The organism is Pseudomonas sp. GZJR-8 (assembly GCF_002916705.1).
Taxonomy (GTDB): domain Bacteria; phylum Pseudomonadota; class Gammaproteobacteria; order Pseudomonadales; family Pseudomonadaceae; genus Aquipseudomonas; species Aquipseudomonas synxantha_A.
The window spans coordinates 568,737-584,391 of record NZ_JXSI01000002.1 but is presented as its reverse complement, the minus strand read 5'-3'; the positions used below and the strand labels follow the sequence as shown (position 1 = coordinate 584,391).

The following is a 15,655-nucleotide window of genomic DNA, read 5'->3' as shown; positions in this document are numbered from 1 at the left end:
TCGCAGGCCTTAGAAGGCGTAAGTCAGCCGGGTGTAGTAGTACCCACCGGTAAAACCGTAGGGCGAATAAGTGCCGTAGCTGGCAACCATGGTGCTGCTCGGCACCCCTTGTTTCTTGGGGTATTGGTCGAACAGGTTCTTGGCGCCGATGGCGATGTTCAGGTCTTTGGTGAGGTTGTAGCCAAGGTCGAGGTCGGTGATCCATTTGGCGCTGTAGACCCGGTCCAGGTCGCGGTTGGCCGATGAATTGACCTCCTTGTAGGAACCGTAGCGAGTGAGGGCCAGGCTGAGATTGAAGCGTTCGATGCTCCAGTCGCCACCAAGGATCAGCTTGGTATTGGGCTGCACGCCGGTGATCAGGTTGCGGGCCTCGCGATCCATCAGGTCATAAGGCCGGCCAAGGATGCTGGTGGACGCCTTGTAGTTCTGGATTCTGGTCTGGTTCCAGTTGAACGCAGCGGTCCACTTCAGCGCGCCGAACGCGCCCAGGTCCTGGTTGTAGCTGCTGACCAGATCCAGGCCCTTGGTGCGGGTGTCGGCGCCATTGATGAAGTACTGGCCGCCGGAGGTGGAGTTGATGCCGTTGTTCTGCAGTACCTGGGTGACTTCAGGGCCAAGCAAGGTGCCGGTCAGGGTGATGCGGTCACGTAGATTGATCACGTAGGCATCGGCGGTGAAGCTCAGGCGGTCGGTGGGTGTAAGGGTGAAACCGAGGCTGAAATTGGTGGAGCGTTCGGGCTTCAACTCTTCGGCGCCCAGCGCCTTGGCCGCCGCCGACCCCACCGGCAGCACGCCGTAATTGATCGACTGGTACACGCCGTCCACCACGCCATAGGTGGTGGAGCGCGCACTGAACAGACTGTTGGCCAGGGACGGCGCCCGAAAGCCATTGCTCACCGTGGCACGCACCGCGAACTGCGGCGTGAAGTCGTAGCGGGTGGTCAGCTTGCCGCTGCGTGTGGCACCCACGCCTTCGTTGTAATGCTCATAGCGCAAAGCGGTGCCGACATACCAATCCGGCAAGGGGGTGAAGCCCACGTCCACATAACTGGCCAGGCTGTTGCGAGAAGCGCTGCTTTCTTCCTGCGGGGAAATACCGTTGGTGACCTGGGCTCCGGACGAGGCACAGTTACCCGGCGCCACGCAGTAGCCGCCGTTGGCATAAGACCCGTAGTCACCGGCCTGTACCTCGTAGGTATCGCGCCGATGCTCGAAGCCATAAGACAGGTCCAAGGGTTTTTGCAGGCCGATATCAAAGCCGCGTTTGAAGTCCAGGTTGGTGGTCAACTCGGTGGAAATCCAGGTGCCGGACGTGAAGCTGTTCGGCGTGGCCTCGCCCAGGGACGGGTTCTGGTTGTGGGTGGTGCCCTGCTCCGCTTCGTTGCGCCCATAGGTGGTAGACAAGTCCCAGTCCCACTCGCCCACAGTGCCCTTGCCACCGAACGCCGCCTGGAAGTCGTCCTCGTCGATGTACCAGGTCGGAGTGTACCCGGCCGGGTAACCGTTGGGCCCGGTGGTGATGGTGTTGGTAATGGTCGGCAGGCGGAAGTTCTGCCCCTGCTCGGCCTTGCGTCGCGAGTAGGTGGTAAAGGAGTAGAGGCTGAGGCTGTCGTCGATCGGCAACTCGGCGTTGTAGCCCAGGGTCAGCAGGTTGGTCTTGGGCGTGCCGTAGCCGCCATAGGTGGACTTGCCTTCCAGGCCATACGCCTGCTCGTAGGTGTAGCCATTGGCGCTGGCCTTGTTGTCATCGTTCTGGCTACGCGCATCCAGAGCCAACTGCACGATGCCGCCGTTACCGATTTCGAAGCCCTTGTTGAGGCTTTGCTGCACCGTCTGTTTCTTCCCGTCGTAGCCAAGGCCGGTGTTGGTCACCGAAGTGCCGCTGGTGTCGGCCTTGAGGATCACGTTGATCACCCCGGCGATGGCATCGGAACCGTATTGGGCCGCGGCGCCATCGCGCAGCACTTCCACATGGTCGATGGCACTGATGGGGATCAGGTCCAGATCCGCCGGCGCCGCGCCAGTGTTGATGCCGTTGATATTCAAGGTGGCGCTGGTGTGGCGGCGCTTGCCGTTGACCAGCACCAGTACTTCGGCGGCGCTCAGGCCCCGCAGGTTCGGCGCCCGGGCAATGCCGCTGGCGTCCCAGCCGGTTTTTTCCGGCAAGGTCAGCGACGGGATCACTGCGCTCAACGCCTCCATCAACCCGGGCTTGCCGGTGCTTTGCAGTTGCTTGGCGCTGACCACATCAATCGGCACCGGGCTGCTGGTGACCGTGCGCTGCTCGGCGCCACGGTTGCCAGTGACCACGACGGTGGACAGGGTGCTGTCGTCCTGGGCTTGCGTCGCTGCAGCCAGCAAGGACAACGTCAGGGCGGCGGTGGGTTGTAGAACGTGCTTCATATCCATTCCCGGCTTTTTCCAAATCGCGAAATCGAGCAGGCACGCGCCTGACGCGGCGTGACCGGTGTTCAAAAGGCGTTTCGGCTTGGGCTAGGTGTGGGGCAAGCGAGGGGTTTGAAGTGGCAACATACGTTGAGCTCCCGTCCAACGACTCTGCTGCGGGGGATAGTCACCCGGTCAGGCGCGCAGAATCTGAATCACGCTGGGTACCATCCGAGGTCAGGGGTAGGCTGTTGAGCTCAAACATAACGGAATGAATTTCAAAAATATAATGCTGTTTTGGCATAAGCTAATATTCTCTACTTTCATTATTATTTAATATTTTTATTCATAACGGTAATGTTTAACCCATCAGCAGCAGAGAGATTCTGGGCTAGGGAGGTTGCCCTCGATAGCATAGGTATCTACACAACTTTGCAGCCGCCAACCGTAACCACGATGCGAAGCGAGCCGCTCGTGATCTTGATCTGCTTTTGATCCTAGGCGCCCCGTTAAACCACGCTGGCCGGAATTCGACAGGGATTTGGGGGGTAAACCGGCAGGGATGCCGGTTTAGCCGCCCCGCGCCATGGATGGCGCGTGGCGGCGGCCCCCCAAATCACTGTCGGATTACGGGCACACCGAGCCTAAGCGAGGTGCCGAGTGGTGGGGCAAGAGCCCTTTTGGTTACTTTTGGGGCTCTTTTCCAAAAGTGACCCGCTGTAAAAGCGGAACCAATATCAGCCGTTACCACAGGAATGGATATGTACTCGGCATAACTGTGTTGGCTGTCAGGCCGTCATCGCAGGCAAGCCAGCTCCCACATTTGGATCGCGTCGCATCATTTAGGTAGTCGCTGGCAGTCAAGCCGCCATCAGGAGCAAGCCCCCTCCCACATTGGTACTCCGAGCAGCCAGGATTATTGAGCCGGCCGCAACAGCTGCATCTGCTGGCGATAATCATCCGTCACCTGCCGCGCCTGGCTGCTGCTGGTAATGACTCTTGGCGTAATGAGCACTATCAACTCTGTACGGTCCTTGGACTTGCCAGTATTGCCAAACAACCACCGCAACCCCGGTATCTTCCCCAGATAAGGCACGGCACTGACACTCTCGGCGTTGTCCTGTTTGATCAACCCACCAAGCAATACCGTCTGCCCACTCTGCACCGCCACCTGAGTCGACACCGAGCGTGTGGAAATGCGCGGGTTCACCGGCGTCTCACTGCTGCCCGCCGGGTTCTGGGCATCACTGACCTGCTGCTGGATATCCATGTACACCAGCCCGCCCGGATTGATGCGCGGCACCACATCCAGGATCACCCCGGTCTGCACGTATTCGACACTGCTCAAGGTGGTGTCGGCGTCACCGGTGTTGACGGTGGTCTGGCTGATGGGAATGTTATCGCCCACCTGAATCTGTGCCGGCTGATTGTTCATCACCACCAGCGACGGCGCCGACAGCACTTGGGTGCGGCCGTTGGTTTCCAGGGCGTGCAAGGCCACTTGCAGGTTGGAGCTGACAAAGGAGTAGAACAACGAATCCGCCGCCCCCAGCCCCGCCCCGCCACCGCCCAGCGCGCCTTGGCTGCCGGAGGCGTTGGCCACCGTGGTGCTGGTGGAATTGCCCGCCAGGCGGCCGAGATACCACTGCACACCCAGGTCCAGTTCACCGGTGAGTTTGACCTCCAGGATGCGGGTCTCGATCTGCACTTGCAGCGGTGGGTTGTCCAGGCGCTTGATCGCCGCTTCGATCTCTTTCCATTGCGCCGGACGGGTGCGCACCAGCAGCTGGTTGCTGCTCTTTTGCGCGGTGATGCGGGTGCCGGCTTCGAGGTCGCTGGTGGGGGGCGCCTGGGTATTTTCGGCAGGTTCGGATTCGGGTTCGTCGGGTGCAGGCGCTGGGACATTGGCCTGCAGCCCAGCGCTGGTGGACGAGGACAAGGTGGTGGTACGCAACCCCGGCGCGACCTTGGCCGGTGCGTCGTCCTTGATCGCGCCATTGCCGTAGATCTGCCGCAAATATTTGGCCAGGTCGGCGGCCTTCATATTGCGCACGTCGTACACATACATCTGCGGCTCGTTGCCGCCGCCCTCGTCGATGGTGCGAATCCAGTCACCCACCTCGCTGAGGTACTCGGGCTGAGACGAAATCGCCACCACCGAGTTGGTGCGCTCGACCGGCAAAAATCGCAACATACCCGCCAGGGGCGTGCCGCTGTCGGCGCCGAACATGGCTTGCAGCTCGGGCATCAGTTCGGCCACCGAGGCGCGTTGCAGGCCGAAGACCGCCACGGACATGCCCTTGAGCCAGTCCACATCGAAAGTGTCGATGGTGTCCTGGTAGTTGGCCAGCTCTTCCGGGGTGCCGGCCAGGCTCAGTACATTGCGCGCCGGGTCGACCAGCAGAAACGCATTCTCTCGGGCGAACGGCTTGAGCAGTTTCTGCATCTCGGTAGCGGAGATGTAGCGCAGCGGGAAGAGTCGCGCCGAGAGCCCGCTGGAGGGCTGCGTCACGCGCATCTGCGGCACCAGCTTGCCCGCCACCGCCTGGCTGGCCGGCAGGATCACGTAGCGGCTGCCCTGCTTGATCATGGCGTTGTCGGTCCAGGACAGCAGGGTTTCGAGGATCGACAGAGCCTGCTGCTTGTCCACCGGTTTTGACGTGGAGAAGCTGACATTGCCCTTCACGCCCTCGGCGATGCTGTAGTTCTCGTGCAGCAAGTCGCCCATTACGCTGTTGATCACCGCTTCGATGGGCTGGCCCTGAAAGTTGAAGACGATGTCGCCGCCCTCCTCCTGGGCTTTTACCGGCGCAGTGGGTTTACGCACGAACGTCTGATTGCCACGAATCAGCTGGCGCTGCGGCGGCGACTTCGCCTCGGGCAGAGCGCTTTGCATCGCAGGCGCCGCATTCGGCGGGCGTTGCGAACCGGTGCCTTGCAGCGCCTCGTTCAGCAGCTGTTCGTCCGGATCAAGGCGGTCGGGTAAGGATCCACAACCGCCCAGGGAGACGGCAGTGGCCAGGCAAAACAGCGAAGTGCGCATATCGATCAAGGGAGGGGCTCGCGGGGATGGGAAATCAGGGGTAACCGCTTGCCGTAAAGGCTCAGGGTCTGGGTACGCCCGTTGAGGGCGAAACGGGCGTATTGCGGGGTCAGGTGTTCCAGGCGCCAGCCGTTGGGCAGCGTCTGGCCCAGGCGCACCGTCAGGGGTGGGCCGCCGGCTTGCTTGAGCATGGCCATTTGCAGGTTGCCGGTGATCATGATGCCGCTGAGGGTCAGGTTGGCCAGGCTCGCCACCTGGGTCTTGCCGACCACGCTGTCCGGGCGGCGATCGGGGCTGAACAGCGGCGTCTGCCAGGTGCTCGCGAGCTCTTGCAACGCCGGCGCCGGTGCGGCCTGCACAGTGACGGAGGGCTGCGCAGGTGCAGGCGCCTGCGGCAACCATCGCGGTTGATCACCGATGCTGCTGAGGATCACCGCCATCAGTACGCCCAATAGCCCGGCCAAGCCGAGCAAGCCCCACTCCAGGGGGCGCAGTGCACCGATCATGGCGCCACCTGCGCCGGTTGCAGGTAGCCACGCACCAGCAGTTGCACCGCCAGCTTGCCCGCCCCGCCAGTGGCCGGTGCCTGTTTGCTGCGGCGAATGCGCAACTCATCGACAAACAGAAACGGCGGCTGGTATTCCAGCGCGTGCAGGATCGCGGTCAGCGGTTCGATGGCGCAGTTCAGCGTAAGGCTGACCTTGACCTGCCGATAGGGCTCGCTGCTGTCCTGTTCAGTGGTGATGGGTTTGCGCTGGGTGAGGTTGCAGCCGCCGCCCAGGTTGGCGTGGCTGTTGATCAGGTCGGCCAGACGCTGCATCAGATCGGCGGCGACCACATCGGGGTCATCGCCTGGCAACAGGCTGGCGCTGCTGGCCGGGTCTTGCCGCGCCAGCTCAAGCTGCTCGCGCAATGCCTCGCCCTGGTGCAACACGGCGGCGTAGCGTTGCTGCTGTTCACGCAACTGCTGGGCATGCTCGCCCATGGTGCGCAACGGGCCGGCGAACCAGCTGTCGATCAGCAGCCAGTAGGCCGCGCCAAGCACCACGGCCAGGAGCAACAAGGCCCCGCCACGACGTTCACGGGGTGTGAGGGGTCGGCGCATCGGCGGCCTCCGGGCGTAAGTGGGCACGCAAGGCAAACTGGTCCTTGCCGGTGCGCGCATCGGGTTGAATCACCCCTTCGAACTGGGCGTTGTCCAACCGCCGGCAGCCTTTGATGCGGGTGATCAGGCCACTGGCCTTGGCGCTTTGGCCGGAGAAGGTTACCTCAGCGTCCTTGACGTTCAATTGGTCGAGCCAAGTGTCGGCGGGCAGGCAAGTGGTCAAGTCATTGAGCAGCGCAGCCAGCGGCGGTTGCGCCAGTTTGCGCTGGGTGAGGTACTGCGCCGCGCCGCGGGTATTGAGCAGTTGCTGACGCAGGGCGTGCACCTGGGCGACCTGGGCTTTTTGCTGCTGCACGGTGGCGTGCATGGCGTCGAGCACACGCTGGCGGTCGTTGAGCCACAGCAACATGGCGGCGATCAGCAAGGCACCGCACAGCCATGGCAGGCTGCGCTGCAAATCCTTGCCCGTTCGGCGTTGGCGCGAGCGTAACGGTGCCGGCAGCAGGTCAATGCCCAGGCCCGCCACATCGACGCGATGGGGATGCAGACCGAGGGCAGCGCAGTCGCTGAGAATCCGGTCCAGACGCTCGCGCAGGATCGCCACCAGCGTGACCTCAAGGTGGGTGGGTGTGCGCTGCTCCTGACGCGCCACGAAGTACAACTGCTCGGCGTCGAACGGGGTGTAGCGGTCCAGTTCATAGCCGACCACCGCCGTGAGATTGCGCGCGGCCGCCAGGGGCAATTGCAGGCGTTGCTGCAGCACCACGTCAGGGCCGAGCATCAGCACCTGGCAGGCGCTGCCGGGGATAACCGGCGCCGTCAGCGGCCAGTGATGGATCTGTTCAGGCGGCTCTTGCGGGGCCAGCCAGCTCGGCACACAGCCGCGCAGCTCGGTGAGCCAGAGGCGCCAGCCTTGTTGCAACAGGCTGCCGCGCCACTGGCGGGCGATAGGTTCAAGTCGATTCATTCTTGCCACCGCACCACCCGATAGGGTTGTGCACGGTCCTCCGCGGGGCTCAATAAGACGGTGAGTTGCAGGCGTGCCTGATAGCCGCCGGGGCGCTCGGCACGGCTGTCGATTTCCAGCACCTGGCCGGGGTCGGCGCCCTCGGCGTTTTGCCGTGGCAGGTTCAATGCCTTGCGCATCAAGGGGCTGGCAAATGCCGGATCGGGTCGATCCAGGTCGCTCCATAAGGTCATTTCCGGCAGTAATTGGCTGTACAGGGCCTGCGTCATACCGGGCAGTTGCCGCACTTCTTCCAGCACCCGAAACGGCGCCAGGCCCTGATGGCGCCGAGCCTCAAGCGCCTGGACCAGCTGATGGGCCTGGGCCGGGGTAGCGCCGCAAGCCAGGGCCAGGTGCAGCAAGTCATCGGGGTCGGCGTTGACCAGGTACAGCTTGCCGCGCTCACTGCGCAGGCGGACCTGTAGGCGGGCGTCGTCGAAGGTCAGCGCGATGGCACGCCCGTCCGCCACCCAGTGCCGATCAGCCATGACCTGGGCAATACCGGCTTCGGCGGCCAACAGCGTCTGGGTGTGCTGGCGGTACCACAGCGCCTGGCGACTTTGCAGTTGCACCCAGGCAGCCAAACCGCCGAGCAATAGGCTGAGTAAAGCCAGCACCCACAGCACCAGCAGCAACGCCGCTCCGCGTTGGCGCTTCATTGTTCACTGCTCGCGCTGCCGAGGTTCAGGCGCAGGGCAATCACTTGCGTCAGCCACGGCACCGGCCCGTTGACGCTGGCGTCGATGCGTACTGCGACGGGCAAGCGCCGGGGCCAGGGCCACGCGCTCAACCAGCCGGTGGGCTGGCCCAAGGGCGATACGCCGCGATAACTCAATTGCAGCGCCTCGACGTTATGCAGCAGCACTTGCGGTTCAGCGCGCTGGGCGTTGGCAGCGGATTGCAACTGCGAAAACGCCACCTGAAAATCCTGCTCTACCCGTTGCAGGGTAAAGCGCTGGATGCCACCGCCGAGCACGCCGGGCAAGGTCGCCACAAACTGCAAGCGCTCTGCCGTACCGATAAAAAAACCGTCGGCCTGGCTGTCGTCTTCAATGATATTCAAGGGCAACGCCTCGCTGATCGCGGTGCGTAGAAACTGTTGGGCGGTGCGCATTTCATCCAGGCTCACGGTGTAACTTTGGGCCTTGGCCACCGCCCGATTGGCGCCCAGCAACGCAGCGCCCACCAGCAATAACAATATCGAAAGCAGGCTGAGCACCACCAGGATCTCCAGTAAGGTGAAGCCCTGCTCGCGGCGCCTCACAGGCGGGCCTTCAAGGTGCTGAAGCGGGCCTGATGCGCGCCTTCGCGCAGGTTCAGGTCGAGACGAAACAGATGGGGCTGTTGCCGGGTACTGGTCAAGTGCCAATGGATGCCATCAAGTTCGCCTTGCAAGGTGCCCTCGCTCAGCGGGCCGGCCGCTTCCTGGTCCAGCAGCGTGAGCGCGGCCTGGGTTAGCCGGTCGCTGTGGGCAACCTGGGCCAACGAGCGCGCACTCTGGCCGAAGGCAACCAGCAACACACTGCTGCACACCGCCATCAACGTCAGGGCCGCGAGCATTTCCAGCAGGGTAAAACCGGCCTGATGCTTCATGGCAGCGCCCTGGACTGCACGCTGCCGGTGAGCCAGCCAATGTCGATACGCCAACGCCGGGCGCCGCTGGCCAGCAGCAGGTTACCGCCGGTGGAACTGCCATCGGGGTAGAACACCACGGCGGCGCCCGCCTGCTCGGCACTGTGCAGCGTCACCTGCAACGGTGCCTGCCACTGTTGCGGGGCACGCCCTGGAGCCCGGAACGTCAGACGTTGCAGGTCGAATTCGGTGCGCGCCGCCCGGCCGCTGACGATCGCCCCCGCCCGCGTGGCGCGCAGTGCCTCGACCATCTGCCCCACCACCCGCCGCTCCTGAGCCACTTGCAGCCCCTGGCGCACACCCAGCCCCAACAACCCGGCGGCGATACCGATCAATACAATGACCACCAGCATCTCCAGCAAGGTAAAGCCGCGCTGGGCCATGGGCGGGTTACTCCCAGTTACCCAAATCGGCACTGTAGCCCTCGCCGCCCGGTTGACCGTCCTGGCCGTAGAAGATCAGGTCGAAGGCGCCATGCTGCCCGGGGAAGCGATAACCGAACCCGTGGCCGAACGGGTCCTTCAACTCCGAAGGCTTGGCATAGGGGCCCGCCCAGCTGGAGGCATTGGCGGGCTTGTCGAGCAGCTGTTGCAGGGTGCTGGGCGGCGCCCCCACATCCAGGGCGTAGCTGTCGATCTTCATGCTCAAGCTCGCCAACTGCGCCTTGCCTGCGCCGTATTTGCCCTTGTCCACATTGCCGCCGACCTGGCGCACGACAATGGTTGCGACGATGCCCAGCAGCACGATCACCGCGAGCATTTCCAGCAGGGTGAAGCCGTTTTGGCGGTGCCGGGTTCTCATTGATTCCACTCCATGAAGGTTCATATATGGCTGGTGAGGCTCATCAGCGGCAGCATGATCGCGAGCATGATTACCGCCACCAGCACCGCCATGATCACGGTCAGCGAGGGCACCAGCGCAGCGAGCAGGCGGTCGATCGCGCGCTTGGCCTCGACGTCGAAGATGTCGGCGACCTTGAGCAACATGCCGGGCAGTTCACCGGCGTGTTCGCCGACCTCGATCATTTGCAGGGCCAACTGCGGCAACAGCGGTTGACTGCCAAACGCCTCGGCCAGGGTGCCGCCGCCTTTGACCTGTTGCGCCGCCAGAGCCACTTGCGCCTGCAATGCATGGTTGCTGCAGACCTGCCGGGCGATCACCAGCGCGGGCAGCAATGCCACGCCATTGCAGAGCAAGGTGCCGAGGGTGCGAGTCAGGCGTGCGGCTTGCACCCGTTGCAGCAGCGGGCCGACCACACGGATGCCCAGCAGGTGACGGTCGTAGCGTTCGCGGCGGCTGGGGTCGCGCAGGCGCGTCGCCAGGAGCCCGGCACTGATCGCCAACCCGGCCAACAGCACCAGGCCATAGGCCGACAAAAACTCGCCAAGCCCCAGGATCACTTGGGTGATCAACGGAATCGGCACGCCCAGATCCTGAAAAATCGGCACGAATTGCGGCACCACATAGGCCAGCAACAGCGCCAGGGAACCCAGTACGCCCACCACCAGGAACGCCGGGTAGATCAGCGCGTTGATCACCTCGCCACGCAGTCGCTGGCTGCGCTCCAGGTAGTCGCTGAGCTGGCGCAGGGTGTCTTCCAGCGCACCACCGGCTTCGCCCGCGCGCACCATGCTCAGGTACAGCGCAGAAAACGTATCGCCCTCTTCTTCAAGCGCAGCCGACAGCGGCTTGCCGGCCTTGACCTGGTCACGGATGCGCTCGATCAAGGCCCGCACCTGGGGTTGGCCGGGTTGCTTGAGCAGCAGGTTCAACGAGCGTTCAAGGGGCTGACCGGCGCCGAGCAGCGTCGCCAGTTGCTGGGTGAAACTCACCAGCGCGGCCCCCTTCAACGGCCCGCGTACACGACGTAACGAGGCACTACCCGTCGTTTCAATATGCAGCAGCAACCAGCCACGCTTGTGCAAGATGGCGACGGCGGCGGCCTGGTCGGCAGCTTGCAGCGTGCCTCTCTGGGCGGCGCCCTGGCTGTCCAGGGCACGGAACTTGAACAGGCTCACGCATCCTCTCCACGGGTGACGCGCAACACTTCTTCCAGGGACGTGACGCCCGCCAGCGCCTGACGCAGGCCGTCTTCATACAAGGTGCGCAAACCGCCGCGACGGGCGGCTTGCTCAAGGGTGGCGGCGTCGGCGTGGGCCATCAGCAGGCCACGCAACTCATCGTTCATCACCAGCAATTCGGTGAGGGCGCTGCGGCCGTGGTAGTCGCCGTGATACAGCAGAATCGGGCGCTGCTCGGTGAGGCGATCCAGGCCGTGTTCCTTGATCAACGCCGGCGGCACCTGGAACGCGACCCGTGTGGCCGGGTCCAGGCGCCGCACCAGGCGCTGGGCGAGAATGCCGCTGACGGTGGAGGCGATCAGGTAGCTTTCCACGCCCATGTCCAGCAAGCGTGTGATGCTGGCGGCGGCGCTGTTGGTGTGCAGGGTTGAGAGCACCAGATGGCCGGTGAGTGAAGATTGGACGGCGATGCGGCACGTTTCCAGGTCGCGGATTTCACCGATCATGATCACGTCCGGGTCCTGGCGCACGATGGCGCGCAACGCTCCGGCAAAGTCCAGGCCGATGGCGGGCTTGACCTGGATCTGGTTGATGCCTTCAAGCTGGTACTCCACCGGGTCTTCCACGGTGATGATCTTGCGTTCGGCGGTGTTGAGCCGCGCCAAGGCGGTGTACAGCGTGGTGGTTTTACCCGAGCCTGTGGGCCCGGTGACCAGCAGGATGCCGTGGGGCCGCTCAAGCAAATCAAGGAAGGCTGCCAGGCGCTGGCCATCAAAACCCAGGCTTGGAAAGTCGAACTGCACGGTTTGCCGGTCCAACAGGCGCATCACCACCGACTCGCCGAAGCTGGTGGGCACCGTGGACACGCGCAAATCCAACGCCTTGCCCTGGATGCGCAGCATGATGCGCCCATCCTGGGGCAGGCGCCGCTCGGCGATGTCCAGGCGCGCCATGATCTTCACTCGCGAGATCACCGCCGCCGACGAACTGGCGGGCGGCGCTTCGGCGTCGTGCAGTACGCCATCGATGCGGTAGCGCACCTTGAGCTGGTTTTCGAAGGGTTCGATATGGATATCCGACGCCCGTTGTTCCACGGCGCGTTGCAGGATCAGGTTGACCAGGCGAATCACCGGCGCTTCGGAAGCCATGTCCTTGAGGTGCTCGATATCTTCGAGGGCACCACTCTGCTCATCTAGGTTTTCGATCAGCGTGCCCATGGCCGAACGGCCCTGGCCGTAGTAACGCTCGATCAGGCCCTCTACGTCGGTATGCGCGCCGATGGCCAGCCATACAGGAACTTGGCAGGCATACGCCAGGGCCTGGAACGGGTACCGCTGCGTCGGGTTGGCGGCCAGCACGCGCAGGCCGCCCTCGTCCCAACCCATGGGCACCAGGTGGTAGTGACGCAGGAAACGCTCGGTCACGGCAGGTAATGGGTCGAGCAACGGCGGCGCAGCGTCGGCCGCCAGCAATGGCGCAGCCAGCAGATCGGCCCAGGCGCGGGCCAGTTCGATTTCGGACACCAGGCCCAGGCGCGTGAGCAAACCCAGCAGATCGCGAGGGTCATCGGATAAGCGCCGGGCGCGTTCCAGATCCAGCGTTTTAAGCCCGGCGTGCTGCATCAGCCACGCACACACCTGGTCGGTGTGCGGGATGTGCATCTTGCAAGCATCGATGGGGGCTGAAGACATCATTGAGGAATATCTAACGTTGCGAAAAGTATGGCTATTTGGAACTACCGAACAATGCCATTAGTTCGCCACAGCCGATGCAGGAGTTAGCCGGGTGTATCGACTGGAAGTTATAGCTCTAGTTCCGGCTGGCGGGAAATTAAATACAAAACATTGCCAAATGCACTGATTTAGAGCATTAGCAGCCAATAGCCACTAGCTGCACTTAGCCATACCCCGTAATGACTAGGCACTTTCCCTTTCAATTAACTGACAGTGCAAAAGATTCAAGCGTGCAACTTCACCCTCAATCGGTAATACACCCAGACTTTGCAGAACGCGGGTGGCGGCTAATACACCAATCTGCAGGGCCGGTGGCTGGATCGTGCTGAGGCTGGGCAGCAACATCTGTGCGAAGGGGTCATCGCCAAAGCCTAATACGGCGCAGTCCTGCGGGATGTTCAGCTCCGCTCGTTGACCGGCGAGCAAACCACCGGCAGCCAGGTTGTCGTTGGCAAAGAAAATCGCGTCGGGCCTGGTCACCGCCCCCATCAGCTCCTCCATGGCCTGCTTGCCCGCCTCGAAAGGCGCACGGTCGGCGTCGGGGACGAAGACCCACGGCTGCACACCTAGCTCGCTGAGGGTCGCAGTAAAACCATCACGGCGCTCCAGCACGTAGTCCCAGGTTTCCACCACCGGGATGTCCACCTCGGCGATCATCTTTTCGATGCCTGGGCTATGGAAGCGACTGGTCAGCACCAGCGCGGCCGCCAGCAACTGCGGAGCGAACTGGCCCAGCGCGAACAGCTGACACTGGCGCAACTGGGCCGACGCATTGCCGGCGGACGCGGTCATTACAGCTTGATCGGCACGCCTACGCAGATCGCCGATGAGCTGCAGCGCTGGTTCGAAGAAAGCGCGGCGGATGGCTTCAATATTCTGGTGCCACACCTGCCGGGCGGGCTGGAGGATTTCGCCCGCCTGGTCGTTCCCGAGTTACAGCGGCGTGGCTTGTTTCGGCGCGAATACACCGGCACCACACTGCGTGAAAACCTTGGTTTGGCGCGCCCGGCCAACCGTTACAAGGCGGCTCGATCATGAAGAACACGGTCCGCTCGCCGAGCAAAGGTGGCCTGAGCGACTACTGTTTTGTCGCCAACACGAACCGGTGCACCAGCCCACCCAACACGCCACCGAGTAAAGGCACCACCCAGAACACCCACAACTGGGCTATCGCCCAATCGCCTTGAAACAGTGCTACGCCCGTACTGCGCGCCGGGTTAACCGATGTATTGCTCACTGGAATACTGATCAGGTGAATCAAGACCAGGGCAAAACCGATGGCCAGCGGCGCAAAACCGGCCGGTGCCTTTTTGTCGGTGACGCCCAGGATGATCAACAGGAAAAACGCCGTGAGTACAAACTCGGTGACCACTACCGAAAGCAGCGAGAAGCCCCCGGGTGAATGCTCGCCATAACCATTGGTGGCAAACCCCGCCGTCACATCGAACCCGGCCTTGCCGCTGGCGATCAGGTACAGCACGCCGGCCGCCGCAATCGCGCCCAGAACCTGAGTGAGGATGTAGGGCACCACATCCTTGCCGCCGATACGCCCGGCGGCGAGCAAACCCATGGTGACCGCCGGATTGAAATGCCCGCCGGAAATATGCCCGACCGCGTAGGCCATGGTTAATACCGTCAAGCCAAATGCCAATGCCACACCGGCAAAACCAATGCCCAACTCAGGGAATGCGGCCGCCAACACGGCACTGCCGCAACCGCCCAGTACCAGCCAGAACGTGCCGAAGAACTCGGCGGCGAGACGTTTTGTCATCAGGAAACTCCTTGAAGTCAGGTCAAAGAGTTGGAGCCTAACAACAGGGTACGGGCATTGGATGTGGGAAATTTCCTTAGCGCGTAACTAATGAGCAGGTGTGATTCGCGATGAAGATTGTTCACGCGGGAAGGCATTTATTCCCGGCATGAAAAAGCCATAATCAGCAACAACAGTGGCGCATCAAGACAAAGCCGGCCTCTTGCTGCTCAGCGTGGCGCCCCTCTGGATACTCTCACCGTAGCGCGCCCGCCTTGGCGATCAACTCACGCAATCGGGAATCCTTAGGCTCAAACACGTCGAGGAGCCCGATCGCCTTAAGAGCGGGCAGAGATTGAATAATTTCTCGCTCAGCCAGCAGTTGATCATCCATGCTCGCGCCTGGATTACTCCAAACTCGTACGTTTGCCAAAAAGGCACCCACCGTCCCTTTACGTACGGTCACTCCCTCAAATGTTGCTTCGTTTGTGTCGTCGGCAAGAACGTCTTCGGCACGCATATCCGTCTCCGCAGTTGGGTTGCTTTAACTTCTCGGCCTTTCGGAAAAGGGCATCACGCCGACAATAACGTAATTATCTTGCGCTGACATTTAAATGAAAACCCGGCGCTTGGCCGGGTCCGTTGATGCTCAGTTGTCAGGATGCTCACTGGCTACTGAATCGGCAGCGTCCACGTCCGACATATCTTCCTCGAGGGGTGCCTCGTCGTCCGGTGGCAGCGGGATATGATCCTCATCGCGCTTTGGATCATGACCGGCCTCATTGTCCGTTCCACGCGTTACTGCCTGCTGTGAAATATTGCCTGGGGCGTTCTCGTTGATTTCCATGCTGTCTCTCCGCTCTAAAGCGCGACAAATACGCACTTAACCATTGGAGCAGGCGTGTAACAGGGAGTGCCGAACTTTGGACGAACGGAAAATCCCGAGACGGTGTTTGGCGTAAAGACGCCAGCACCAGCAG

The 15,655-nt window shown here is 62.5% G+C and carries 15 protein-coding genes and 2 pseudogenes; 1 reads left to right on the top strand and 16 read right to left on the bottom strand.

Annotated features, from left to right (window positions below; genetic code table 11):
• Window positions 1-9: 9 nt before the first annotated feature.
• The 13 genes and pseudogenes from TK42_RS05985 to TK42_RS05925 all read right to left on the bottom strand — a co-directional run.
• Window positions 10-2,403: a TonB-dependent siderophore receptor gene (locus TK42_RS05985; RefSeq protein WP_103733855.1), complete on the bottom strand. Its 2,394-nt coding sequence runs from the start codon at window positions 2,401-2,403 to the stop codon at window positions 10-12.
• Between the two features lie 898 nt (window positions 2,404-3,301).
• The gene (gspD, locus tag TK42_RS05980) at window positions 3,302-5,428 is read right to left on the bottom strand and encodes a type II secretion system secretin GspD (protein WP_078821827.1); all 2,127 of its coding nucleotides are present in this window, start codon (window positions 5,426-5,428) and stop codon (window positions 3,302-3,304) included.
• A gap of 5 nt (window positions 5,429-5,433) precedes the next feature.
• Complete coding sequence (locus TK42_RS05975; protein ID WP_032880312.1) at window positions 5,434-5,934, bottom strand: general secretion pathway protein GspN; 501 nt, start codon at window positions 5,932-5,934, stop codon at window positions 5,434-5,436.
• Window positions 5,931-6,533 carry a type II secretion system protein GspM gene (gene gspM, locus TK42_RS05970; RefSeq protein WP_103733807.1) on the bottom strand — a complete coding sequence of 201 codons (603 nt, stop codon included), beginning with the start codon at window positions 6,531-6,533 and terminating at the stop codon, window positions 5,931-5,933. Before gspM ends, TK42_RS05975 begins: the two co-directional genes overlap by 4 nt.
• Window positions 6,508-7,500, bottom strand: a complete 993-nt coding sequence (locus tag TK42_RS05965; RefSeq protein WP_103733806.1) for a PilN domain-containing protein — start codon at window positions 7,498-7,500, stop codon at window positions 6,508-6,510. The genes gspM and TK42_RS05965 overlap by 26 nt, the downstream gene beginning before the upstream one ends.
• Window positions 7,497-8,198 (bottom strand): hypothetical protein, encoded by a 702-nt coding sequence (locus TK42_RS05960; RefSeq protein ID WP_032880306.1) that lies wholly within the window; start codon window positions 8,196-8,198, stop codon window positions 7,497-7,499. The genes TK42_RS05965 and TK42_RS05960 overlap by 4 nt, the downstream gene beginning before the upstream one ends.
• On the bottom strand, window positions 8,195-8,803 hold the full coding sequence (locus TK42_RS05955; RefSeq protein ID WP_032880305.1) for a prepilin-type N-terminal cleavage/methylation domain-containing protein: 609 nt from the start codon (window positions 8,801-8,803) through the stop codon (window positions 8,195-8,197). Before TK42_RS05955 ends, TK42_RS05960 begins: the two co-directional genes overlap by 4 nt.
• Window positions 8,800-9,132: a type II secretion system protein gene (locus TK42_RS05950; protein ID WP_032880303.1), complete on the bottom strand. Its 333-nt coding sequence runs from the start codon at window positions 9,130-9,132 to the stop codon at window positions 8,800-8,802. Before TK42_RS05950 ends, TK42_RS05955 begins: the two co-directional genes overlap by 4 nt.
• A complete protein-coding gene (locus tag TK42_RS05945) occupies window positions 9,129-9,554 on the bottom strand; it encodes a type II secretion system protein (protein ID WP_103733805.1) in 426 nt (141 codons plus the stop codon). Before TK42_RS05945 ends, TK42_RS05950 begins: the two co-directional genes overlap by 4 nt.
• 7 nt (window positions 9,555-9,561) lie before the next feature.
• Window positions 9,562-9,972 carry a type II secretion system major pseudopilin GspG gene (gene gspG / locus TK42_RS05940; protein WP_103733804.1) on the bottom strand — a complete coding sequence of 137 codons (411 nt, stop codon included), beginning with the start codon at window positions 9,970-9,972 and terminating at the stop codon, window positions 9,562-9,564.
• Window positions 9,973-9,992: 20 nt separating this feature from the next.
• Window positions 9,993-11,189 (bottom strand): type II secretion system inner membrane protein GspF, encoded by a 1,197-nt coding sequence (gspF, locus tag TK42_RS05935; protein ID WP_103733803.1) that lies wholly within the window; start codon window positions 11,187-11,189, stop codon window positions 9,993-9,995.
• Entirely contained in the window at window positions 11,186-12,853 is a 1,668-nt protein-coding gene (locus tag TK42_RS05930; protein WP_371920237.1) for a GspE/PulE family protein, read from the bottom strand. Before TK42_RS05930 ends, gspF begins: the two co-directional genes overlap by 4 nt.
• Window positions 12,854-13,108: 255 nt before the next feature.
• Window positions 13,109-13,630 (bottom strand): annotated as a pseudogene (locus TK42_RS05925) (substrate-binding domain-containing protein); the annotation flags it as partial.
• Here TK42_RS05925 and TK42_RS05920 point away from each other — a divergent pair.
• Window positions 13,610-13,963: pseudogene (locus TK42_RS05920) on the top strand (nitrilotriacetate monooxygenase); the annotation flags it as partial. The pseudogenes TK42_RS05925 and TK42_RS05920 sit on opposite strands and share 21 nt — an antisense overlap.
• 40 nt (window positions 13,964-14,003) lie before the next feature.
• Here TK42_RS05920 and aqpZ read toward each other — a convergent pair.
• From aqpZ to TK42_RS05905, 3 genes are all read right to left on the bottom strand, one after another.
• The gene (aqpZ, locus tag TK42_RS05915) at window positions 14,004-14,696 is read right to left on the bottom strand and encodes an aquaporin Z (protein WP_103733801.1); all 693 of its coding nucleotides are present in this window, start codon (window positions 14,694-14,696) and stop codon (window positions 14,004-14,006) included.
• A 235-nt stretch (window positions 14,697-14,931) separates the two neighbouring features.
• A complete protein-coding gene (locus TK42_RS05910; RefSeq protein WP_078821836.1) occupies window positions 14,932-15,195 on the bottom strand; it encodes a hypothetical protein in 264 nt (87 codons plus the stop codon).
• 129 nt (window positions 15,196-15,324) lie between these two features.
• On the bottom strand, window positions 15,325-15,522 hold the full coding sequence (locus tag TK42_RS05905; RefSeq protein WP_032880294.1) for a hypothetical protein: 198 nt from the start codon (window positions 15,520-15,522) through the stop codon (window positions 15,325-15,327).
• Window positions 15,523-15,655 lie beyond the last annotated feature (133 nt).